The organism is Pedobacter sp. (genome assembly GCF_046462515.1).
Lineage (GTDB): Bacteria > Bacteroidota > Bacteroidia > Sphingobacteriales > Sphingobacteriaceae > Pedobacter.
Window position 1 is genome coordinate 369,237 of sequence record NZ_JBKGVD010000008.1, and the last position, 23,918, is coordinate 393,154.

Consider the following 23,918-nt stretch of genomic DNA (forward strand, 5'->3'; position numbering starts at 1 on the left):
AGAAATTTTATCTTTGCACCGTTCAAATGTAAGTCAGCAATGATTTCTTTTGAGAGGCCTCCATAGCTCAGCTGGATAGAGCACCGGTTTTCTAAACCGTAGGTCATAGGTTCGAATCCTATTGGGGGTACAAAAGTAAAACCTTTTCGGGATGTAGCGTAGCCCGGTATCGCGCCACATTTGGGATGTGGAGGCCGCAGGTTCGAATCCTGCCATCCCGACACATAGATGTCAAAATTTATAAAAACTCCTTAAATTATTGAAATTTAAGGAGTTTTTATTTGTAATCTGCTTATCTGATTAACCTCCTACCTTTCGTTTACAAGACTTAAAATCTTCTTTGCTATCATAATTCCATAAAAACCACATAATCAGGTATTTGTATCCTATATGCTTTAGCAATAATGATTTCACTTTGTGAAAGCTATCATCTGAAAAGAATGCAGATTGACCTGGCAAACTGATTTTTAAAACTATAACTTGCTATAATCGTTATACAGAGCATGGCCTTGATACAATTTACAAACAAAGGAATTTATTGCAAACAGGGTAATTTTTATATCGATCCCTGGCAGCCAGTTGATAAAGCTGTAATTACGCATGGACATGCCGACCATGCGAAATGGGGTAATAAAAACTATCTATGCCATACTTTAACTAAACCAATTTTAGAAGAGAGATATGGGTTGTATAATAATGTAGAAACGCTTGGCTATAAAGAGAGCATTAATATCAATGGCGTTAAATTAAGTATGTTTCCTGCTGGGCATGTTATAGGTTCAGCACAAATCAAGTTAGAGTATAAAGGAGAAATTGTAGTGGTATCTGGCGATTATAAGACCGAATACGATGGCATCAGTACTGCTTTTGAACCTGTAAAATGTCATACTTTCGTGTCGGAAAGTACATTTGGACTACCTATTTACAAATGGCAGCCACAACAGTTCATCTTCGATAATATTGATAGTTGGATAGCAGACAATCATACTAAAAACAAAACCAGTGTTTTGATTGCTTATAGCTTAGGTAAAGCTCAGAGGCTAATTAAAAATTTAAAAGCAGGGGATGAGATTTTTGTGCATCGCAGCATCGCTAATTTAAATGAAGCTTTCAAAAAAGCTGGCGTTCAGTTACCCAATACAGTACAAATTACCGCAGAAATCAAAAAAGACGAACTACAAAAAGGCATTGTAATTGTTCCACTTGCTTTGGCAGATAGTAAATGGATTAAAAGTTTAATTAATCCGGCAGTTGGTATCTGTAGCGGATGGATGGCAGTAAGAGCAGGCAGAAGATGGCGTAGTGCCGATGCAGGTTTTGCCCTGAGCGACCATGCAGATTGGCTCGGCCTCTTAGATGCCATTAAAGCAACCGGAGCAGAAAAAGTGATGATAACCCATGGTAACACGGCGGTTTTTAGCAGGTATTTAAATGAAATTGGTATTAAGGCCGAAGAAGTTAAAACACAATATGGTAATGAAGAAGCAGAAGAAAAAGCAGAAGTTGATGTTGAAGAAAAACAGATATAAAGAATGAAACGCTTTGCACAGTTGATACAAGAATTAGAATTAAGCAATAAAACCAATGATAAAATTGAAGCCTTAGTTACTTATTTTAATGAAGCCAACCAACTTGATAAACCTTATGTAATTGCCATGTTTACGGGTAAGCGACCCAAGCGGCCGATCACTACTACACTAATTAAACAATGGGCAATAGAGCTTAGCGGTATTCCAGAGTGGTTGTTTACAGAATGCTACCATAGTGTAGGCGATTTAAGTGAAACGATTGCACTGGTACTACCTGTTGCAGAAAACAATATTGATAAGCCACTGCGCCAATGGATTACCGAGCTTGTAACACTCCAAAATAAAACCGATGAAGAGAAAAAACACTACGTACTTGCCTCATGGAACAGCCTAACAACCCAAGAACGTTTTATTTTCAATAAGTTGATTTCCGGGAATTTTAGAATTGGCGTTTCAAATAAAATGCTGGTTAATGCCATTGCCAAGCAAAGTAAACAAGATGCCAATAAAATTATGCACAGTATAATTGGAAAATGGCAGCCCGATCAGATTACTTATGAAGAATTAACCACAGGTACACATGTAAATACTAATAATTCATGGCCATATCCATTTTGTCTGGCTTATGCAATAGATACTGAACCCGAAAATTTAGGTGAAACATTAGCTTGGCAGGCCGAATGGAAATGGGATGGTATTAGAGGGCAAATCGTAAAGCGCAATGGAGAACTCTTCATTTGGAGCCGGGGTGAGGAACTGGTTACCGGCCAATTTCCTGAATTACATTTTCTTAAAGATGAATTACCTGACGGAACTGTATTAGATGGAGAAATACTTGCAGTAAAAGATGGTAATGTACTTCCGTTTAATATTTTGCAACAACGTTTAAACAGGAAAAATATTAGCAAAAACCAATTAGAAAATGCTCCGGTAGGGTTTTATACTTATGATATTCTTGAGTATGAAACCAATGATATCAGAACCGAACCTTTAGCCAAACGAAGAAAGCTACTGGAAAAGGTGATCAATAGATTAATTACCAAAGGAATCGTAGCATTATCTCCGGTTATCAAATTTAACAGTTGGACAGAATTGGCTGAAATTAGAGAAAAGGCCAGAGCAATCAATAGTGAAGGAATTATGTTAAAGCACATTAATTCTATTTTTCATACCGGTAGAAAGCGAGGTGATTGGTGGAAATGGAAAATTAACCCTTACACTATAGATACGGTAATGATTTATGCGCAAAAAGGCAGCGGACGAAGAGCCAATTTCTATACGGATTATACTTTTGCTGTTCGCGATGGCGAAAAATTGATTACAGTAGCGAAAGCTTATTCAGGTTTAACGGATAAGGAAATTAAGGAAGTGAACAGTTTTGTCAATAAGAACGCTATCGAAAAATTTGGCCCCGTGCGTACTGTAAAACCTGAACTGGTTTTTGAAATTGCCTTTGAGGGTATTGCAGAAAGCAAACGTCATAAAGCGGGCTTGGCGTTACGCTTTCCGCGTATTGCACGTTGGCGCAAGGATAAAAAAGTAGAGGAGATTAATACATTAGATGACTTGAAGCAACTGTTAACATCGGTACAATAATTAGAGTTTAAAGATATTCAAAACCCTAAGTAACCATATCCATGTTTTGGGAGGCAGTTATTTCATTAACTATGCCAGTCCTATTTTGTGCAGCAAACTCTGGTTTAGTATATTCTGTAATCTGAAATAAGTCTTAAGCCTATATCTGAAGCAATATCATGATTACATTCTAAACCTAAATAGAAGAAACCCACTCTTCACAGATTGTCAAATTTTGTTTTAAATGATTAAATCATGTTAACCTTTTGCATAATTTATTGTTTATATAATAACTTATGCAAAAAACCAAAGGTTATAAGCAGATCATTTCTTGGCTTAAGGCAGATAAACGAAGGCCTTTTGATTTTCAAAAAGAAACCTGGCAATATTACTTAGATGGTTATAGTGGTTTGGTAAATGCGCCTACAGGTTTTGGAAAAACATTTTCTGTTTTTTTAGGTGTGGTCATTGAAGGATTAAATCAACCAAAACCTGTTAAGGGTTTACAATTAATCTGGATCACTCCGCTCCGTTCTTTAGCTAAAGATATTGCTCGTGCAATGCGTGAAGCTGTAAGCGTTTTAGGTTTAGATTGGCATATAGGTGTACGTAACGGTGATACTTCTCAGGCAGAAAAGCTTCAGCAAAAAAAAGCAATGCCCGAAATACTACTCATTACGCCCGAAAGCTTACATCTTTTACTAGCCCAAAAAGGTTCTTCAAACCTCTTCAAAAATCTACAATGCATCGTAGCAGATGAATGGCATGAACTTTTAGGAAGTAAAAGAGGTGTGATGGTTGAATTAGCCATCTCAAGAATAAAAGGTTTACAAAAAGCGGATAGAAAACAACAACTGAGAGTTTGGGCTATTTCGGCAACCATAGGTAATATACAAGAAGCCTTAAATGTAATTGTTCCTGAAACTGATGCTAAGAAAACTATAGTTAGAGCACAATTAGAAAAGAAAATAGAAATAAAAACCATTTTGCCCGATACAATTGAAACCCTGCCTTGGGCTGGCCATTTGGGTTTAAAATTAGCACATAAGCTCATCCCAATTATTAACCAAAGTAGAACTACATTAATCTTCATCAATACCAGAGGCCAATCAGAAATTTGGTATCAGCACTTGTTAGATGTTGAACCTGATTTAGCAGGAAGATTAGCTATCCATCATGGCTCCATAGATTTCGAATTGCGCAACTGGATTGAAGATAGTCTGCATAATGGTTTACTAAAAGCAGTTATTGCCACTTCATCTTTAGATTTAGGTGTAGATTTTAAACCTGTAGATACGGTAGTGCAGATCGGTTCTCCAAAAGGTGTAGCTCGTTTTCTGCAGCGTGCAGGCCGTTCGGGGCACTCGCCTTATGAAGTTTCAAAGATATATTTCTTGCCCACTCATGCTTTGGAAATAGTTGAAGCTACTGCAATTAAAGAAGCTGCCAGAGAAAATAATATTGAAAGCAGAGAACCTTTTGTGATGGTTTTCGATACTTTAATTCAATACTTGGTTACATTGGCCGTAGGCGATGGATTTGATGACAGGGTTATTTACCGGGAAGTGGTACAAACCCATGCCTTCAAAGAGCTATTACCTGAAGAATGGGCTTGGATAATGCAATTTATTACCTCTGGGGGAGATAGTTTAACCGCATACAACGAATTTAAAAAGGTGATAAAAGATGAAGATGGTTTGTGGAAAGTGAAAAGCAGACAAATTGCTCAGCGCCACAGGCTTCATATTGGTACCATTGTAAGCGATGCCATGTTAAGAGTAAAGTTTTTAAGTGGCGGCTACATCGGTATGATAGAAGAATATTTCGTTTCTAAACTTAAAGCTGGCGATAGTTTTGTATTGGCAGGAAGAATTTTAGAATTCGTGCAAATAAAAGATATGACGGTATTTGTTCGGCGGAGTAAACAGAAAAAAGCAATGTCGCCTAGTTGGTTGGGCGGCAGATTACCATTGTCATCTAACCTCGGCTCGGTATTACGCAAAAAATACAATGAAGTACTTTACAAAAAACATGCGGATAAAGAACTTGATGTTGTTTATCCACTATTTCTTACCCAGCAAGAACGGTCACATGTTCCTAAAAGTGATGAACTACTTATTGAGATGATCAATAATAGAGAGGGATTTCATCTGTTTGCTTATCCATTTGAAGGCAGGCTGGTACACGAAATTCTAGGTGCTTTGGTAGCTTACCGATTAAGCAAATTGGTACCAATTACATTTTCAATAGCCATGAATGATTATGGTTTTGAATTACTAAGTGATATTGAAATACCGATGGATGATGGCATTGCTTATGAAGTTTTTTCACCAAAAAATTTAGCTGAGGATATTACTTTAAGTATCAATTCTACCGAAATGGCAAGAAGAAAATTTAGAGATATTGCCTGTATTTCTGGATTAGTTTTTCAGGGTTATCCCGGAAAATATGTAAAAAACAAATATCTGCAATCTAGTGCAGGCTTATTTTTTAATGTGTTTAGTGATTTTGATAAACATAATCTATTGCTCAGGCAAGCATATGAAGAAGTATTTTATCAGCAACTGGAAGAACCCCGCTTAGCCTCAGCATTGCATAGAATACAGCAGAGCAATATCATTATTACTTATCCAAAACGTTTTACACCTTTATCATTTCCCATTAAAGTAGATAGCCTGAGAGCCAATATGAGTTCTGAAGAATTAGAAAAGCGGATAGAGCGGATGAAAAAAGAGGTTTTTAAAGAATGATTTTATGAAGTTGTAATGTTTTGAAAATCAAATTTTTATGGGTTTTTGTTTTACAGATAAAGAAGGATAAATTAACTTTATAGCGTGGAAATTAGAATTAGAGGAGAAGAACTTGTTTTAGATAGAGAAAGAGCTATTTATTTACCAAAAGAAAGATTATTAGCCATTAGCGATCTACATTTAGGTAAAGCGGCCCACTTTCGTAAAGTTGGATTAGCAATTCCAAATACGGTTTCAAGAAATGACCTTCTAAGATTAGAGAAGCTACTTCAAAAATATCAGCCCAAGCAATTACTGATTAATGGAGATATGTTTCATAGTGATTACAACACAGAAATTGATGAATTTGCTAAGTGGAGAGAGAGTTTTAATGGAATAAGCTTCATCTTGGTAAAAGGAAATCATGATAAACAAAAAGAAGAAATTTATACAGATTTAGCTATAGAAGTTCATGAACCAAGTTATGACTGTGCAGGTTTCTGTTTTATACATGATGCTATCCAATGTAGATCAGATTTATATCCTATAGGCGGGCATCTCCACCCGGGGATAGGCATTTATAACAAAGCGAAGCAAGGTTTAAAATTTCCATGTTTTTATTTTGGAGAAGATTATGCCATTTTACCGGCTTTCAGTGCGTTTACAGGTTTACAGCTGCTCAAACCCAAAAAAAATGATCAGATCTTCGCTATTGTAGCCTCAAAGGTGATAAAGGTTTAATGAGCTGCGTTCAAACCTGGACTCTATTTTCTTTACAAAAACTTGGAGCTTTAGAACCATTAAGATTATTTTGCTTGTTAGTTTGCAATAACAGGCTGTTTATCAATCTTATTATGCCCTTAAGGTAAGTTAGAGATACCTATTACCTTAATTAATCTCTCCGGTATGTTAGACCTATAACAGCGCCGGTACTTATATCTTTAGGAAAGTTAATAGTTACATTGTTTTGATATGGGGCGTTTGAGTCCCTGATTTTTAATTTCAATACAGTTCCTTTATATTTTGCTACAACAGAATATCTCGCAATGGGAATATCAACAAGTCCATAGTAAAGAGAAATTCTTGTTAAGTTTAATTTAATTGCTGTCGCGTCAGTGCCATCAACTAATTTACTGAGGGGAGTTAGGGTAAGTTCAATGTTTTCTTCATCTTCAATAAGGTTTAAATCATTAATGTCTGCACCAACTTGAATTTCACCTCCATAATAGCCACCTTCTGGTTTTTGTCCAGTAAGCTTTAACTCAAAATTTACCACTCCGCCCTCTTGGCTAAAATAATTTTTATCGTTAGTGTGCAAGGGTAAATGGTATACTATATTATTTAGCTCTTTATCTATATAGGCTGACGCGCTATAAGCTCCATTTTTGCTCAATTTTATCTTGTAATTGCCGTTTTTGTCTGTTTTTGAAGTGTATCCCTCGTGAAAAGTAGTGTTTTCTAATGTTATTTCTACTCCTGCCAATGGATTCCCTTTGCTATCAACTGCTTTTCCAGTTGCATAACCTGTTTCTGCTCCCGGATTTGATGTTTTTTTACAAGCGTTAGCTGAAAAGACTATACAAACTAATGCGAGATATACATATTTTATCGTCATACTATAAATTATTTATGCTAAGATTTTACAATGAGTAACAAAATTAGATCTCAATATTTTTTTATGTAAATACCTTAGACGGATGTTTATGTACAGTAGATATAAACCGAGGTAATTCATGTTTATACCGTTTATCTATAAGGATAGGTATTCTGTCGATAGAATTGCTTCTTTTTTTTAATCGATGATATATTTGAAAAAGAAAAACTGTTTTTCAGCTTAGTTGAAACAAACCATTTAAAGACTTTATAATGCCTGAACATTTTACAATTAGAAAAGGACAACAACATGATTTAGCCGAATTGCAAAAACTGTATGTAGAAACAATAACAACTGTTTGCTATGCAGATTATGATAAACAACAAATCGAGGCATGGATCTCAGGAATTGAAAATCTACAGCGATGGAACACAATACTCACGAAACAAATCGTTTTGGTTGCTCAATATACAGACAAGATTGTTGGTTTTGCTACACTTGACAGTGGGCATTACATCGATCTGTTCTATGTTCATAAAGATTACCAAAGGCAAGGCATTGCGAATAAGCTTTATATGAATATAGAAAATATAGCAAAACAACAAAAGCAAACAGAACTGATATCAGATGTTAGTAAAACCGCAAGACCGTTTTTTGAAAGTAAGGGTTTTAGTGTGAAAAAAGAACAACATGTGTATGTAAAAGGTGTAGAACTAACGAACTATAAAATGATAAAGGCAATATGAACATGATGAAAACTATTCAATATTAATTTTATTCAATATGAAATCTATATTAAAGTTAAGTTTTTTGTTTTCTTTCCTTGCGCTTTATGCACAGGCACAAAACAAAATTCAGGTTAAACTAGCAGATGATTTAAAAGGCCCTTATAGCGGGCGGTTGATGGTTTATATTCAGGCTGATACCAGTAAACCCTTTGGACAGGTACAGGAAGATGCACCGGCTTTTGCCCTTACTGTTAAAAACTGGAAAGCAGGCGAAATCCAAACTTTAGATCAAAAAGCTTTTTCTTATTTAAAACCTTTGGATTCGCTGAAAAAGGCTTACTACAAAATGGTAGCGATACTGGATACCAATACCAAAGAACGGGGCAATAACGCTCCAGGTAATTTATATACTCGTAAAGAGGTAGTAGCCCTGTTAGATGGTGGAACAACTGCTGCTCCCGTATTAACCTTATCTAATGTTTTTCCTGAGCGAAAATTTAATCAGAGTGATTTAATCAAAGAAATTGTTTTTAAATCAACGCTTTTAACAAAATTTAGAGGAGAACCTATCTTTATGAAAGCTGGAGTGGTTTTACCACCATCTTATCAAAACAATCCTCATAAAAAATATCCTGTGGTTTATATTATACCCGGTTGGGGAGGCACACATCACAATGCCTATAATAAAGGTCAGCAACAAATATACGGTATAGGTAAGGGAGAAGAGAAGATCTATGTATTCTTAAACCCTGAAACACAAACACCTTATGGCTTACATGCTTTTGTTGATTCGAGAGTGAATGGTTCTTGGGGAACGGCTTTGGTTACCGAGTTTATTCCTTACCTCGAAAGCCAATTCAATATGAGTAAACTACCTGAACATCGGTTAATTACCGGGCAGAGCTCGGGCGGTTATGGCGTAATCTGGTTGGCGTTGCACTTTCCTGATAAATTTGGCGGTTGTTGGGCAACTTCTCCAGATCCTCTTGATTTCAGCAATTTTACGGGTGTGAACATTTATAAGGATGACAATTATTTTTATGACGCCCAGAAAAAAGAAAGAGAGATTTTCATCATTAACGGTAAAGCTACTTCTACTTTAAAGAAGATGGCCGAAAAAGAGCAGTTAGAAGGAGATGGAGGGCAGGGGCAGTCTTTTGAAGCAGAATTTGGCGTACCAGGCAAAGATGGGCGACCACAAGAGCTTTTTAATCCCTTAACAGGTAAGATCAATAAAGCAATTGCTAATTCCTGGAAACCTTATGATCTTGCACTTTATGTACAGCAGAACTGGTCAAAGATTAAAAAAGAAGCCAGTAATAAGATCAGAATCTACGCTGGCGAAAACGATAATTTCTTGCTACAGAATTCTGTTACGGCATTTCGTGATAAAATAAAATCTGTTAATGCTTCGATCCAAATCGAAATTGTAAAAAATGCCGATCATTTTAGTACAAGATCAGCTGTGGCAGATGTCATACAAAAAGAAATGGATGAATTGATCCAGCAAAGATAAATCTGTCTGTCTTGCTTAAAAGAAAGGATTACTGAATTTAAATATGCTTAAAAATACTATCTGTTTAACTACATAAACTAAAAATGAATGTAAGAGAATTCATCGAAACCTGGGAAATTCATAACAGGATAAACTTATACCTTTTAAATGCAATACCTGATGAATATCTGAGCGACATTTCGGCCTCGAAAGGCCGAAATGTAGGAGAGCATTTTGCTCACATACATAATGTTAGACTGATGTGGTTAAAATCTGCAGAACCCTTATTATTAAGTGATCAGATTAAAATAGAAAAGACAATTATTAACAAAAGGCTATTAATAGATGAGTTGGCTAATAGTGCAAAAGCAATTGCTGCACTTTTGCAAAATGGGTTTGAGCAGGGAAAGATAAAAGGTTTCAAACCTCACCCTATTGCTTTTTTAGGTTACCTTATTGCTCATGAAAGCCATCATAGGGGGCAGATTATACTATGTTTAAAACAATCAGGACATCCGGTTGATAAAAAGATACAATTTGGGCTTTGGGAGTGTGGATCTCGTTGATACATATAATAATTTCAAGTTTTAGTGAAAAATATGAATAAAAAAGAAATGGTTTTGGCATTTATTGAAAATGTTTGGAACCACAGGAAAACAGAGCAGCTAACTAATTTTATGAGCAATGATTTTGTAGATCATTCCTTACCTTTTGGGTTATCTACAGGCATAGAAGGTACTCAAAAATGGATAAAAGCTACAAGTAGCTCGTTTCAGCATACAACTCTTATTGAAGATATAGTAGCAGAAAATAATAAAGTATTTATAAGGATAAGCATGCAATTGAAACATATTGGCGAATGGAGAGGATATGCCGCTACAGGGGTGGATATCGTAACAACGGGATACAGGCTATTTGAATTCTCTAACGAAAAAATCTCTGCCCAGTGGGCTGCTATAGATGGAAATATAATTGAGCAAGCTATTGCGGGTAATTCACACGCTTGTAAAATCTGACAAGTTTAAAATAATCCCAACTTTCTTTAAAGGCATTTTTCGGCGAAAGATGCCTTTTTGCATTCATTAGTCGACGCTTGTGAACCCTTTATCTACACTGATTGAAAGTGTATAAGTACCTGTAATACTTTTGCCGGAAATTAAATGATAAAGATGAAAAGAGAAATTTTAAGCAGTAAATGGATATTGATGCTGCTGATTTTAGGTTTAACCGCTAATGCCTGCAAAAAGGATAAATCAGAAACAACAAAACTAAAAGAGGCCGATAAAAATAGCTTTGTGCCCCGTTTGAATACCAGATATATCTATAGCATTATAGAAGATGATGTGAATATTGGTACCGCAACCAAATGGATTGATGGAGGAAAAGATTCAATGGGTATACAGATTTATAACCTGCATACCAATATTGCCGCACATGGCATGGACATGGCATTGGATAACAGTTTATACGTGGCCAATGGCAAAACCTATACCAGTTTTAATATGCCCGATGCTTGGTATGCCCTAGTGGCCGAATTAAAGAAAACACCAAATGTGGTAGTGGAAGAAGCTAAAACCACAGGATTTCCGGGTTATATGGTCATGGAAAATGCCATTCGCGAAAACGCTACCTTAACCTGGGAAATACCTGGAATAACCGGACAATACCTTAGGTATGTGCAAAAGCAATCAGGAAGCAATACTACCTTTGAAGTTACACAAGAAATCGTTCAAAAGCCTGGTAATGTGGTGGCTGTAGAAACCATTACAGTTCCTGGGGGTACATTTGTTTGTAGCAAATTTGTTTATACCAGTTCTCAGCAGCAAATCATTAAAGTAGATGGAAAACAAATGATGTCTCGTGATGGCACAGAAACCATTACACTTTGGATGGCGCATGGCGTGGGTGTGGTTAAGCAAGAAAACGCGACTGTTTTTGGTGGTACTACTTCCAGCTCGACCATTGTGTTGAATAACATTAAATCATAGAATTTTACCTTTAATTTATTTTGAAATGAACAGATTAAGAATGAATGGCTTTAAGTTAATAGCCGCAGTTATGGGGATAGTACTTTTAATAGCATGTAAAAAGGATAAAGAAAATACAAAAGAAGAGCTTATAATAGATTTGAACGCTAAAGCCTCATGGAAAGGTTACCTTGAAACCGGGTATTTCAACTCAGGAACCATCGAATTAGAAGGAAAGGACATTTTTTTAGAGGGCAATAAAATTACGGGAGGAAAAATCAGTATTCCCGTAACCTCAATATTGATTACCAATGAACTTCCTTTAGAAAAGAAAATAGAACTGACGGAACATTTGCAGACAGCTGACTTTTTTAATCTGGCGTTACATCCTTACGTTACCTACATTATCAGCTCGGCAGAAAAGAAAGCTGTTGACGCACAGGGTAACAATTACTTGATCAAAGGTAGTATGAAACTTTTGGGAAAAGAACTTTCGCTTGATATTCCGGCTAAAATAAACATTTCTAATACTACAGTTTCGGTAGTTTCCAATTTTAAATTCGATAGAACCAAATGGGGGATGAATTTTGCGACATCAGATGACTTGCCTGCAGATAAAAAGATAAAAAATGAAATAGAGGTGGAGATAGACTTTATTGCTACCAGAATAACAAAATAACGTATACAAAGTAGCATTACCTCTTTTGCCGCATTGTATAATGCTCAATAATAAATATTTACCATTATAAAATTACATGAAACATTTAACAACTATTTTATTTTTGACAGCAACTTTTGCTATAGGAAATGCAAATGCGCAGGTTAAAAAAACAGTCGTAAAAAAACAACCTGTTAAAGAGCAGGAAACAAAACCTGTTGCTAAAGCTCCGGCTCCAACAGCACCTGCAACTATTGCAGCGGAACCCCAGACACAACAAACAAAACAGACTGAAAGGGAAAACGAGCAAGTAAGTAAGCCTAAATCAAATACAACTAAGACAGAGGTTGTAACAGGCCAATCAGATCGTCCGTATAAAGCCGCTTTAGGGATTAAGTTTATGTGGGGTATTTCGGCAACAGGAAAATACTTCTTTAAAAAAGATCAGGCTATAGAAGCAATTGTGCGTTACAGATCTTATAGCGGATTGGGTAATGATATTGCTATTACTGCATTGTATCAATATGAGAAAGCCATTCCTGATGCAGCTGGTTTGCACTGGTTGGTAGGAGCAGGGCCTTATTATGGGAATTTTTCTTACAAAAAGTCAATTTACTCAGACTGGTACGCAAGTGGAGGATATTCATATTATGGTTTAGCGGCTATGGCTGGTTTAGAATATAAATTTAACAATACACCTATTGCCATTAGTGCAGACTGGATGCCGGCTTTTGATTTTAACGGAGGTGGATTTGGTGCTGAAAGTGGAGGATTTGGCATAAAATATACTTTTTAAAGAGAATCAACATCATAATTAGTTTAGTTTGAGGCCGGGTTTACAAATGTAAATTCGGCTTTTTTATGTCTTAATAACCGAGTCTTTTATTTGGGCGGTAGAAGACTTATTAGTTGTATAGTGAAGTACAAGTCGTGCTTAACTCCTTTTCTTGGATAAAGCCTTGCGCTAAAAAGGTTTTCTAACAGTCTATAGAACTTCTATCCAAAATTATTTTACTGTGGTTAAAAACTAAAATATAAATGTCTTCTTGGGTTTATTAAAAGATCATGTTTTAGCTTCCTCCTTAGTTTAATGACATGGAATTTGTGTTATATTAAATTGTTAGCATATGAAATGAACAGTTTTCAGCCAGCTCAAACTGACAATATAATTTTGATTAATATATACAAAAAATAAAGCCCTGTTAGGAAGTATACCTGCAGGGCTTTTGTTTATGATGATTGTTTGAGCGCTTCTTACTACCCTAAAAAGCACTCAGTTAATCTGATTATTATCCTATTTTGCATAAGTTCTTACCTCTATTTTATTTGCAATTGGTTTTATGCTTTTTAAATAACTATAAATAGCTTTTAAATCCTGTTCAGTCATACCGCTATACATCTTCCAAGGCATAGGCGAGTTTAATTCATGAGGATTTAACTTCTGAGGTTTATAACTGCTATCTGCATAAACTTTGAACTTAGCTACAAACAGATCACTGTTCCAGTTACCAATTCCAGAAGCTTTATCCATTGTAATGTTTGGTGCCCGTATAATACCTGCAGGTTGTTTAAATTCCAGACCGCCGCCAAATTCTGTACCTGCTACGATTTTACCTTTATCTTGCTGACTGTGACAATCTACACATCCGGCTGCATTAGCCAGATAGCCACCATAAAGAACGGTATCTGTAGGCAAGGGACGTACTTGATGATTTGGAGCCTGTGGAGAAAGTTTGTTAAGTAAACTAACTGGAAAATCCAGTTCAGATTTAGGGATTTCCCTCTTAACAGGTTGCAATGTTCTAATGTAGGCAATAATACTTTCAACATCATCCTTGCTCATTTTACCAAAACGTTGGTAGCCCATTACAGGGAATAAAGCATGGCCATCTTTCCCTACGCCTGAAGTAACAGCCCTGTAAATTTCTCCATCTGTCCACGAACCGAGAGTGCTAGGAGTTAAATTGGTTGCATAAATATTACCGGGGAACCCCATTTTTTTATCAAAGGTTTCTCCGCCACTACCTTCTGTTCCAGGTATTACCGGACCGCTGAAAATGCTCCAATCACGTTGACTATGACAATCTATACATACAGTAACATGGTTGGCGAGATACTTTCCTCTTTCAATACTAACGCTGTCTTTACTTATGTTTAGAGCGGGAGCATCGCCCACGTTTGGTTTGGCAAAATTGATGTACAGCCCCGAACCAAGAGCTACTAGGACAACAATGCCAATAATAATACCTAAAAATTTTAATAATTTCATGCTTTTATTCTTCATTAATTGTAACGAAAATCCATAAAAAATAATGGATATACTTATCTAATAGACAAACACAAGATTATTGTAGACAGATAGTGTAATTTTGACGATAAGTGGTAACAATATAGAGATAGCTAAATGCCCTGTGCTAACCTCTTTTTGCATTCGGCCTTATAATTACGGCCGATGGGTAGCTCTTTCCCTAATATGCCAATGGCATAGGCATGATAACTTTCTATTTTATCTATAGCTACCATAAAAGATCGGTGTATCCTGATGAATTTGTCGCCTGGTAGAAGCTCTTCCAATACACCTATTTTCTGTTTACTGATCAGTACCTTATCTTTAAGCGTAATCCTAATGTAGTCTTTAAGACTTTCCATCCAATAGATATCGCTCACGTTAATTTTTACCGTTTTCCTTTCTACTCTTAAGTAAAGGAAATCATCGCCTTTGGTTTCGGGAAGATGGGTAGATATGCCTATTTTTTGGTGTTGAAGTTTATACAGATCAAAAACTTTATCCATTGCTTTTAAAAAGCGATCGAAAGGAATGGGTTTAAGTAAATAATCTACTGCATTGAGGTCAAAACCTTCTAACGCATAATTCTGATAAGCTGTGGTAAATATGATTTTAGGAGGGTTATTTAAGGTCCTGATTAAATCTGTGCCCAGCAGCCCGGGCATTTTGATGTCCAAAAAGATGAGATCTATTTTGTTTTGCTGTAGAATTTGGAAGGCTTGTACAGCATTATTACACTTTGCCACAAGCTCTACCTGAGAGAAATCTTTTATATATTTTTGAATGATTTCAACAGCATGGGGTTCATCGTCAACAATAAGCGCTTTTATTTTCATAAACTATTATTTGCCTGCAGTTAATGGCATATCATATAAATTGGGATTAATATTGGCTTCTTCTAAAGAAGTGGCTTGGTTGAGCGTTATTTCTAAAATAGCCACATACATATCTTCTTCATCATATATGGTAAACTGATGTGTTTCAGGATAAATTAACTCAAGTCGTTTTTTCACGTTTTCAAGACCTATTTTCCCGAAATGTATACGATGGGTTTCATTTTGTTCTATAGGTTTTCCGTTAGATACTTTAAATTTAATGGAGTTTGAATTTACCTCTAAAACCATATTGATCCAGGCACCTTCCATCATTTCGCTTGCGCCATGTTTAAAAGCGTTTTCAATAAGTGGGATCATTAAAAGCGGCGCTATTTGCTGATGGTTAATTTCTCCGTCTATTTTGAAATTGAGGTCCAATCTATCGCCATGCCTTAATTTTTCCAAAGTAATGTAGTTTTTTATAATTTCTACATCTCTTTTTAGAGGGACATAATCTGATTTACATTCATAAAGCATGTAACGCAGTATTTGAGACAGTCCTAAAACCACTTCTGGAGAAGAAGGAGAGTTATCTAAGGTAAGTGCATACAGGTTATTTAAGGTGTTAAAAAGAAAATGCGGGTGAATCTGTGCTTTTAAAAAATTAAGCTCAGAATGAAGAGCCATTTGCTTACGTTCATACCACATTCTAACAAATTTGATCAATAATGCGCCCCAGATAATGGAATTACATTGTTCCAGCGCGTGAATCATGTATTGGCCATTGAAAAACTGCTGCTGGAAACTGCCTTCTATTTTTTTCCATTTAAAGGCAGGATTTAGGGGTTTCATTTGATTATAGAGATAGGGATCTGCAAAAAAGATCTCAATTAATCGATATAAACAGGTATAAAAAGCACAAACAAAAATAAACGAGAGGGCAAGGGCCAAAAAATTTCTTTTGTACAGGTATTTCGGAATAAGAAGTATATCAACCGTATAAAAGTACAGAATATGTACAGGCAATAACATTAATACCAGCTTAAGCGCTAAGAAATACCCTGGCAGGCCTACAGCAAATAAAAAGGTTAAAATAGTAGTGCATACTCCCCAAAAAAGAAGATGACGGAGAATTTTCTTTCTTAACGGCCAGACTTTTGTAAACCTGATATTGCTTAAAGATATGCGCATTTAAGCATAAAAATAGCAATCTGTATTTAAAACCTTTGGATAAGAAAAAAATTAGAAGCTGTTTGTAGATATACGGCGCTAATTTGTAGATAAACAGCAACTTCAGCTTTACATAAAGTTATTTAATTAACTGTATCACATCGGCTACAATTTCCCATTTTTTTTCAAAACACCATACCTGTATATAATAACCCTGAAATTTATTTTGCGAAGCTTCCTGCGCGTTGTTAGAAAGGTTGCCTATACAATAAAATATTGTTCCGCTCTTATCATATCCACTGGCTTTTTGCACATAGGTCATTTGAACAGGTGGTTGCTGATATTGCTTTTTGCCCAATAAGACAGGCTGATCTGCTCTTAGTGTTATTACCTTACTGCTCAGATAAGGAACAGCCTCACTGGTTGTTTGTAGCGCTGGAGGAGTGGAAATACTTGTTTTTGCATCTGTTTTTAAAGAAGTAAATCTGGTAGAAGCTTCATTGATGGCAATATTATAGTCATTTCTTATTTTGGTATGATTGATGCCGCCGTCAAAAATGAGCTTGAAAATGTTGTTCGTATCTTTCTTCCAGATAGAAAAGTAATTGCCGGTAGCATCTGGTTTTTCTCCTGGGTTAGCATAAAATAGATAGGGTCCGGTTGTAAAACCAAAATTGCGGTCAACATTCATACTGGCATAAGTAGGATACCAAACTAATCGAGCTGTGCTATCTGGCATAACGGTTGCATAGGTTTTAAGGCCATTAACAATCTTAATACCTTTTACAATTACTCCTGTCGAATCAAGGTTTTGTTCAAATGCCTGTTTAATACTGCTTTTACCGGCAAGTTCTGCAAAATTCAATTCACTTAAAATGATCTCGTTCTTTGTGTTAGTACCTTTTTGCGCTAAAGAAATACCATGAACAGAAATTAAGCACATAGAGATAAGAAATCTGACCGAAGCTTTGTTTGTCATTTTGTCATTTATTTGGTTAACAATACAAATATCTTTTTTTGGTTTTTCTTTTCAGAAGGTTGAAATCCCTATAAAGACAGATAACAATAAACTGTTGACAAACGTAGGTTTAAAGTAGATAAATGACTGATTTAGATAGAAATATTATAGATGTTATAAAATTAGGGGTGTTTTTATAAGTAAATTTGGGGCAGAGCGAATTCAGTAAGAGCTATTTTTGTAGAATTATTTTCTATCAGATTCTCTTCCCTTACTTTACATCCTTAATACCCTGAATGAGAAGCGTTGTGCATATTAAAATAGCGGTTTGTTATGTTTTTGAAATATAATAACAATTTATGATTTGCAGAATTTAATTGGCACTACCCATTATTGCAATAATGTTTTCATCTCATTTAATTTCAGGACTAGCAAATTACAACAAATTTGTAACTTCGCATTATGCTAAAAGCACATGCCATCAAAAAATCATACGGAAATCTTTCAATTTTAAAAGGTGTTGATCTCGAAGTGAATAAAGGAGAGATTGTGAGCATTATAGGTGCTTCTGGTGCCGGTAAAAGTACCTTATTACATATTTTAGGAACATTAGATCAACCCGATGAAGGTAACGTTGAACTTGATGGCGTAAATCTGAAACAATTAAAAGGAGAAGCTTTAAGTCGCTTCAGAAATCAGCATATCGGATTTGTGTTTCAGTTTCATCACTTATTACCTGAGTTTACAGCTTTGGAAAACATCTGCATTCCGGCCTACATCTCAGGAACAGGCAGAAAAGAAGCCGAAAAGAAAGCTTTTGAACTGCTTGATTTTTTTAGCCTGACAGGTCGTGCTGAGCATAAACCTTCCCAGTTGTCGGGAGGTGAACAACAGCGCATATCAGTAGCCAGAGCTTTAATTAATAATCCTAAAATAATTCTGGCAGATGAACCTTCGGGTAATCTGGATTCTGAGAATGCCGATGCATTACATCAGCTATTCACAGATTTAAGAGATAACTTTAAACAAACCTTTGTCATTGTAACGCATAACAGTGATTTAGCAAATATCAGTAACAGGGTAGTTACGATGAAAGATGGGTACATAATTTAATGGCTAAAATTTTAATTACCGCGGCTACTACAGCAACCGCAATAAAAATAAAGAAGGCTTTCGCTGGTTTTAAACTTATTTTGGCAGATTACGGTGAGGTGCCTCAATTACAAACAGAAAACTATAGCTTTTTGAGCTTAGGTAATCAAAATAAAGAAAGTACCGCGCATATACTACTAACCAGTTGTTTAGATCAGGATGTAAACATGATTCTGCCTTTGTATCGTTTTGAGATAGAAGCTGTATCAAAAGCGGTTACTTTATTTACAGAGTATGGAATAAAGGTACTTTTACCTCATATAGATCTGCTTTCACAATATGATGTGCAAATAGATCCTAAAAACTGGCTCATATTAGAAAACGGAAATATTCTTTACCAATCATTTCCGGATCATGTTAAAAATGAAGAAGCAGCTAATCTTAAACTTAACGGTGCTTTTTATATAGAAACTCAAACAGAAAAACTAGGTTTAATTTCAATTTAAAAGATTTCAGTAAATGACCTTGCCAATCTCCAACCTGATTGAACAAAAAGAGTGTTTCTTTTTTTGTCTTGATGATGTATTGTATCCTGAAAAAGATTATTTATTACAAGTTTACTATCTCTTTGCCGAATTTATGGCCTATACAGAACAATTAGACAGTAAGCAGATTATAGCTTGTTTCAAAGAAGAATATGAAGCAAAAGGAGCTGAAGGTATTTTTGAAAAAGTGGCCGGCATTTTTAATATAGATCATAAATACCGGTTAAATTTTGAGCGCTTGCATGAAAATGCCCGCTTACCTTTAAAATTGTTGCTGTACAATAATGTTTTAGTGGTTTTACAGGAAATAGCAGCAAAGCATAAAAGTATCTTTATTGTAGCAAAAGGTAATATGGATATTGCTATTAATAAAATAAAGCAAATAGAGTGGAATGGCTTAGAGCGTTTTATCAATTTGTATTTTCTGGATGAATACGGCAATGACTGGAACAAGCTGATTGAAGAAACTTTAACAAATACAAAAGGGAAGCTGGCTGATACACTGGTAGTTTACGATGCAGCTCATCCGGTTAACTTTTTTGGAGACAAAATTTGTGTAACAGAAATTTTGTCAATAAAAAATCGTTAATTAGTACTGAAATAAAACTATATGAAAAAAAACTTTACAATAAAGCTATTTGTTCTAATAGCTATAGCCGCATTCACGGCCTGTAAAAAATCAAGTGTACAACCAACACCTGAACCACCAAAACCAGATCCTGTAACCCCTGTAACCGCAACCAGAAAAGAACTGTCTTTAGATTCTATTTTCTTGTACGCAAAAGATGTTTACTACTGGAATACCAATTTACCTACTTATGGTGATTTTAATCCAAGAAGATTTACTGGCCTAACTACAGATTTAGCTAATTATAACTCAGAATTGTTAGAGATTGCCAAATATTCCAACTCAATGGAATATAAATCAACTTCTACCGCACCAAAATATTCTTACATTTTTGATAGAACTAATAAAAACCCTACAGCTTTCAATAGTAAAGATCAGCTTGCTGTAGATTTATTAGGTAATGGAAATGATATCGGATTAAGAATAGTATCTTATTTAACAGGTAATTCAAACAGCAGTCCTTACTACCCATTTATAACGGCTGTATATCAGGGCTCACCCGCAGATTTAGCCGGACTTAAAAGAGGATGGTACATTTCAAAAATTAACGGACAATCTTATGGAGCAAATTACAGCACAGAAAGTTCTTCATTAAACACGGCTTTAAGTGGAGCAAACGTACAATTAGATCTGATCAATTACCTTACAAAAGCAACCAAGTCTGTAACCTTAACCAAAGCAGTTTATAAAAGCAGTCCTATTTATACAAAGAAAATTTATGATGCCGGAGGTAAAAAAATTGGTTATCTAAATTTTGCACGTTTTTCTATGCTGTCTACACCGGGAAGAAACCCTTCAGACGTAAACTTAGACCCTGTTTTTGCAGAATTTGCAACAGCAAATGTTACCGATCTGATTGTTGATTTGCGTTACAACGGAGGTGGATATGTGAGCACCGCAGAATATATGATTAACCTGATTGCTCCATCAGCTCTAAACGGTAAAGTGATGTACACAGAGTACTATAACAGTACTATGCAAAACAAGCAGGCTACTATTTTACGTAATCAGCCTTTATTAGATGTTAATGATAAAATACAATATGTAAACGGCAGAATTGCGAACTATTTTGATGATGTAGATTATTCAACCACAGCTAATACCGCTAAGTTTGATAAAAAAGGTAGCCTGAATACTATTCAAAATGTGGTTTTTATTGTGAGCGGTAACACGGCATCGGCAAGTGAATTGGTAATTAATTCCTTGAAACCTTATGTTAATGTAAAAACAGTAGGCGCAACTACTTATGGGAAACCAATTGGATTTTTTCCTGTTACGATCGAGAACAGGTATGATGTTTATTTTTCGATGTTTGAAACTAAGAACTCTCTTGGTCAAGGTGGTTACTTTAACGGCATTACGCCCGATTATGATGAAGCAAACACTTCGGCATACCCAAACTTATGGGATGATCCGACTCATGACTTTGGTGATGTAAAAGAAGCTTATTTAGATCAGGCACTGAAAGTGCTGGCACCTTCAGCAACGGTTCAACCTGTAGGCGCTAAACTGGCCGGAACAGAAATGATGACGAATACCATGAATAAATTAAGTCGTACAAAAATAACAGGAAAACGTAATATAGGTAAAGGTGAATTTGTGGGGATGGTATCGAGCCCTAGGCGAAAAGGACAATAATTTTATTTTAAACCGCAGAAATGCGGTTTTTTTGTTATTGAAATTTTACATTTCTATCTTTTTTTTGACTATTCAATAGTTGTTTAATAGTTAAAAATTAGCTAAGCTTGTTTAATAGTTAAAAATTAAAGTTATGTTGAGCGAATTGATAGAAAAAGAAGAAATACATGTAGACAGAATTATCCCTGCAGATATTACTCTTTCTGACGACATTATACAAAAACTTAAAGTAGTTGAGCGTTTAGGGAATGAGTTTAAAGGTAAGGCAAAAATTACGTTTAACACGATAGACGGACCCAAAAAAGTAATTACTACCGTATGGTCTGTTACAGAGAAATACCTGCAGCTAAAAAACAATGTTCATATACCAATTAAATCTATAATTGATATTGATTTTTAATAAAAAAGCCAGCTTTAAGCTGGCTTTTTTATTTATTGCTTATGCATCTGAACCTTATCTTTAAAGATCGACTGCAAGTCTTTTTCCTTATCAATATTATTGATAACATCCAATATTACATTTGATGCATTGATATAAAAGGATTTATTAATATTCTGGAACTCGTCAGTAGCTTTATGATAATCTTTATGATCCTCAACACCAAAATACAGAAAAGGAATATTTTTAGCATTAAAAGCCCCCTGGTCACTTTGGTTAGTCCAATCGTCATGACCCAATTTTGGATCATCATGTCCGGTTAATAGTTTAATGTCTTTAACAGTAGTGAATAGGTATTTTTTCAATTCAGGGTATTTGTAAGTGCCCGCAACATACAATTCACCCTTATCGTTATGGCTGATCATATCCATATTGATATTTAATTTAATTTTATCCAGACTTAGCGGTGGGTTAGAAACAAATGCCTTCGCTCCCTGTAATCCCATTTCTTCTGCATCAAACAAAGCAAATATTAAAGTATTGTTAGGTTTGTTTTTTACAAAATGAGCAGCAAATTTTAATAAAGCACCTACACCAGAAGCATTGTCATCGGCGCCGTTGTAAACTTCATTGTTGATTACGCCTATATGGTCATAATGAGCAGAAATTACAATCACATTCTCACTTTTGCCAGGTATATAAGCAATCAGGTTTTTGCCTGAAGTAAGGTTGTTCTTACTTCTTATCTCAAAGTTCTGTTCGTAGCCTTTTAACGAAGGGTAGGGCTGGATACCTATTTCTTTAAGTCGTCCTATTAGATAGTTTCTGGCCATTTCTCCGCCTTTTGTACCCGATTTTCTACCTTCATAAGCATCAGAAGATAAAGTTTCCACATCTTTTAAAAGTTGTGTGTCGGCATTAACATTATTGGTTTGTTTAACAGATCCGCAGCTAAGTTGTAATGCAATTGGAATAATTAAAAATAATTTCTTCATTTGAAATAAATTGATTTTTAAAGGTAGGAGTTATTATCAGTAAAAAGCAAAAAATAAAAAGATAAAACCTTCGCTTTTTCAAAATGCTTAACTTTAAAACATTAATATTAATAATTTATGGAATACAGAAGATTAGGAAAATCAGGATTACAGGTAAGTGCATTATCATTTGGGAGCTGGCTTACTTTTGGCAATCAAATTACCGATAAAATAGCAGATGAACTGATGGGGATAGCTTATGATGCCGGCGTTAATTTCTTTGATAATGCTGAAGGCTATGCAGAAGGTAGATCTGAAGAGGTAATGGGAAAAATACTTAAAGCGAAGAAATGGGACAGAGATACCTTTATCGTATCAAGTAAAGTATTTTTTGGAGCGCACAACAAAGGCCCTAATCAAACCGGATTATCTCGTAAGCATGTAATAGAAGCCTGTAATGCGGCTTTAAAACGCTTGCAGGTAGAGTATTTAGATCTATACTTTTGCCATAGACCCGATAAGAATACACCTGTTGAAGAAACGGTTTGGGCGATGAATACACTTTTACAACAGGGGAAAATATTGTATTGGGGAACTTCAGAGTGGAGTGCAGCCGAAATTATGGAAGCGATTACAGTGGCCAAGCAGTATAATCTAATTGGCCCTACAATGGAACAGCCTCAATATAATCTCTTGGAGCGTAATAAACTGGAAAATGAGTTTTTACATATCTTTAAAAACCATGGTCTGGGTACCACTATCTGGTCGCCATTGGCTTCGGGTTTATTATCGGGTAAATATACCAGTGAAGACGTAAAAGATACACGTTTGGATCTAAAAGGTATGAATTGGTTAAAAGAAAAAACCCTTACAGTTGAAAAACTCAAGAAAGCTGCCGCCTTGCAGAAACTGGCCAATAAATTAGATGTAAGTTTAGCTAAACTTGCTATTGCCTGGTGTTTAAAAAATAACCATGTAAGTACGGTTATTTTAGGTGCATCAAAACCTTACCAGTTAGAAGAGAACTTAGATGCTTTATCTGTATTGCCGTTATTAAATGATAAAGTAATGAATGAGATAGAGCGGATTGTAAAAACTAAACCGGATTTACCAACTTTCTAAACAGAAGATTAACCATAAAAAAGCCATCTTTTTAG

General features: G+C 35.4%; 23 protein-coding genes and 2 tRNA genes. 19 read left to right on the forward strand and 6 right to left on the reverse strand.

Translation table 11 applies throughout. The features are described 5' to 3' along the window. Positions 1-56 precede the first annotated feature (56 nt). The 6 genes from ACLHG9_RS09675 to pdeM all read left to right on the forward strand — a co-directional run bounded on the left by ACLHG9_RS09675 (position 57) and on the right by pdeM (position 6,574). Positions 57-130, forward strand: a tRNA-Arg gene (locus ACLHG9_RS09675). A 17-nt stretch (positions 131-147) separates the two neighbouring features. Beyond that, positions 148-221: transfer RNA gene (locus tag ACLHG9_RS09680), tRNA-Pro, on the forward strand. A 282-nt stretch (positions 222-503) separates the two neighbouring features. Beyond that, positions 504-1,529 carry a ligase-associated DNA damage response exonuclease gene (locus ACLHG9_RS09685; protein WP_410221290.1) on the forward strand — a complete coding sequence of 342 codons (1,026 nt, stop codon included), beginning with the start codon at positions 504-506 and terminating at the stop codon, positions 1,527-1,529. Between the two features lie 3 nt (positions 1,530-1,532). Next, a complete protein-coding gene (locus ACLHG9_RS09690) occupies positions 1,533-3,125 on the forward strand; it encodes an ATP-dependent DNA ligase (RefSeq protein WP_410221291.1) in 1,593 nt (530 codons plus the stop codon). A gap of 275 nt (positions 3,126-3,400) precedes the next feature. Then, on the forward strand, positions 3,401-5,854 hold the full coding sequence (locus ACLHG9_RS09695; protein WP_410221292.1) for a ligase-associated DNA damage response DEXH box helicase: 2,454 nt from the start codon (positions 3,401-3,403) through the stop codon (positions 5,852-5,854). Between the two features lie 84 nt (positions 5,855-5,938). After that, positions 5,939-6,574, forward strand: coding sequence for a ligase-associated DNA damage response endonuclease PdeM (gene pdeM / locus ACLHG9_RS09700; protein ID WP_410221293.1), 636 nt, complete (start codon positions 5,939-5,941; stop codon positions 6,572-6,574). A gap of 151 nt (positions 6,575-6,725) precedes the next feature. Here the strand turns inward: pdeM and ACLHG9_RS09705 are convergent, their stop codons facing one another. Continuing rightward, complete coding sequence (locus tag ACLHG9_RS09705) at positions 6,726-7,448, reverse strand: carboxypeptidase-like regulatory domain-containing protein (protein WP_410221294.1); 723 nt, start codon at positions 7,446-7,448, stop codon at positions 6,726-6,728. Positions 7,449-7,699: 251 nt separating this feature from the next. Here ACLHG9_RS09705 and ACLHG9_RS09710 point away from each other — a divergent pair, with 251 nt between their 5' ends. The 7 genes from ACLHG9_RS09710 (at position 7,700) to ACLHG9_RS09740 (ending at position 13,071) form a co-directional block, all read left to right on the forward strand. Beyond that, positions 7,700-8,173 (forward strand): GNAT family N-acetyltransferase, encoded by a 474-nt coding sequence (locus ACLHG9_RS09710; RefSeq protein WP_410221295.1) that lies wholly within the window; start codon positions 7,700-7,702, stop codon positions 8,171-8,173. Positions 8,174-8,210: 37 nt separating this feature from the next. Then, positions 8,211-9,671: an alpha/beta hydrolase gene (locus ACLHG9_RS09715; RefSeq protein ID WP_410221296.1), complete on the forward strand. Its 1,461-nt coding sequence runs from the start codon at positions 8,211-8,213 to the stop codon at positions 9,669-9,671. A gap of 83 nt (positions 9,672-9,754) precedes the next feature. Beyond that, positions 9,755-10,216: a DinB family protein gene (locus ACLHG9_RS09720; RefSeq protein ID WP_410221297.1), complete on the forward strand. Its 462-nt coding sequence runs from the start codon at positions 9,755-9,757 to the stop codon at positions 10,214-10,216. Positions 10,217-10,249: 33 nt separating this feature from the next. Then, the gene (locus ACLHG9_RS09725; RefSeq protein ID WP_410221298.1) at positions 10,250-10,666 is read left to right on the forward strand and encodes an ester cyclase; all 417 of its coding nucleotides are present in this window, start codon (positions 10,250-10,252) and stop codon (positions 10,664-10,666) included. A 153-nt stretch (positions 10,667-10,819) separates the two neighbouring features. After that, complete coding sequence (locus tag ACLHG9_RS09730; RefSeq protein WP_410221299.1) at positions 10,820-11,638, forward strand: hypothetical protein; 819 nt, start codon at positions 10,820-10,822, stop codon at positions 11,636-11,638. A 25-nt stretch (positions 11,639-11,663) separates the two neighbouring features. Further along, positions 11,664-12,296, forward strand: a complete 633-nt coding sequence (locus ACLHG9_RS09735; RefSeq protein WP_410221300.1) for a YceI family protein — start codon at positions 11,664-11,666, stop codon at positions 12,294-12,296. 76 nt (positions 12,297-12,372) lie between these two features. Then, complete coding sequence (locus ACLHG9_RS09740) at positions 12,373-13,071, forward strand: hypothetical protein (protein ID WP_410221301.1); 699 nt, start codon at positions 12,373-12,375, stop codon at positions 13,069-13,071. A 498-nt stretch (positions 13,072-13,569) separates the two neighbouring features. Here ACLHG9_RS09740 and ACLHG9_RS09745 read toward each other — a convergent pair whose 3' ends face one another. The 4 genes from ACLHG9_RS09745 to ACLHG9_RS09760 form a co-directional block, all read right to left on the reverse strand. Beyond that, positions 13,570-14,544: a c-type cytochrome gene (locus ACLHG9_RS09745; protein WP_410221302.1), complete on the reverse strand. Its 975-nt coding sequence runs from the start codon at positions 14,542-14,544 to the stop codon at positions 13,570-13,572. Positions 14,545-14,675: 131 nt separating this feature from the next. Further along, on the reverse strand, positions 14,676-15,398 hold the full coding sequence (locus tag ACLHG9_RS09750) for a LytR/AlgR family response regulator transcription factor (RefSeq protein ID WP_410221303.1): 723 nt from the start codon (positions 15,396-15,398) through the stop codon (positions 14,676-14,678). 6 nt (positions 15,399-15,404) lie between these two features. Next, positions 15,405-16,229, reverse strand: coding sequence for a sensor histidine kinase (locus ACLHG9_RS09755; protein WP_410221304.1), 825 nt, complete (start codon positions 16,227-16,229; stop codon positions 15,405-15,407). 457 nt (positions 16,230-16,686) lie between these two features. Then, positions 16,687-17,526, reverse strand: a complete 840-nt coding sequence (locus ACLHG9_RS09760; protein WP_410221305.1) for a hypothetical protein — start codon at positions 17,524-17,526, stop codon at positions 16,687-16,689. Between the two features lie 441 nt (positions 17,527-17,967). On the opposite strand from ACLHG9_RS09760, the gene ACLHG9_RS09765 reads away from it, so the two are divergent. The 5 genes from ACLHG9_RS09765 to ACLHG9_RS09785 all read left to right on the forward strand — a co-directional run bounded on the left by ACLHG9_RS09765 (position 17,968) and on the right by ACLHG9_RS09785 (position 21,808). Next, complete coding sequence (locus ACLHG9_RS09765) at positions 17,968-18,618, forward strand: ABC transporter ATP-binding protein (RefSeq protein WP_410221306.1); 651 nt, start codon at positions 17,968-17,970, stop codon at positions 18,616-18,618. Then, positions 18,618-19,103, forward strand: a complete 486-nt coding sequence (locus tag ACLHG9_RS09770; protein ID WP_410221307.1) for a hypothetical protein — start codon at positions 18,618-18,620, stop codon at positions 19,101-19,103. The genes ACLHG9_RS09765 and ACLHG9_RS09770 overlap by 1 nt, the downstream gene beginning before the upstream one ends. A 13-nt stretch (positions 19,104-19,116) precedes the next feature. Then, a complete protein-coding gene (locus ACLHG9_RS09775; protein ID WP_410221308.1) occupies positions 19,117-19,731 on the forward strand; it encodes a haloacid dehalogenase in 615 nt (204 codons plus the stop codon). 21 nt (positions 19,732-19,752) lie between these two features. Continuing rightward, on the forward strand, positions 19,753-21,408 hold the full coding sequence (locus ACLHG9_RS09780; protein WP_410221309.1) for a S41 family peptidase: 1,656 nt from the start codon (positions 19,753-19,755) through the stop codon (positions 21,406-21,408). A 133-nt stretch (positions 21,409-21,541) separates the two neighbouring features. Next, the gene (locus tag ACLHG9_RS09785) at positions 21,542-21,808 is read left to right on the forward strand and encodes a hypothetical protein (RefSeq protein ID WP_243362793.1); all 267 of its coding nucleotides are present in this window, start codon (positions 21,542-21,544) and stop codon (positions 21,806-21,808) included. Positions 21,809-21,840: 32 nt separating this feature from the next. Here ACLHG9_RS09785 and ACLHG9_RS09790 read toward each other — a convergent pair whose 3' ends face one another. Next, positions 21,841-22,782 carry a M28 family peptidase gene (locus ACLHG9_RS09790; RefSeq protein ID WP_410221310.1) on the reverse strand — a complete coding sequence of 314 codons (942 nt, stop codon included), beginning with the start codon at positions 22,780-22,782 and terminating at the stop codon, positions 21,841-21,843. Between the two features lie 117 nt (positions 22,783-22,899). Here ACLHG9_RS09790 and ACLHG9_RS09795 point away from each other — a divergent pair, with 117 nt between their 5' ends. Further along, a complete protein-coding gene (locus tag ACLHG9_RS09795) occupies positions 22,900-23,883 on the forward strand; it encodes a potassium channel beta subunit family protein (RefSeq protein ID WP_410221311.1) in 984 nt (327 codons plus the stop codon). Positions 23,884-23,918: the final 35 nt, after the last annotated feature.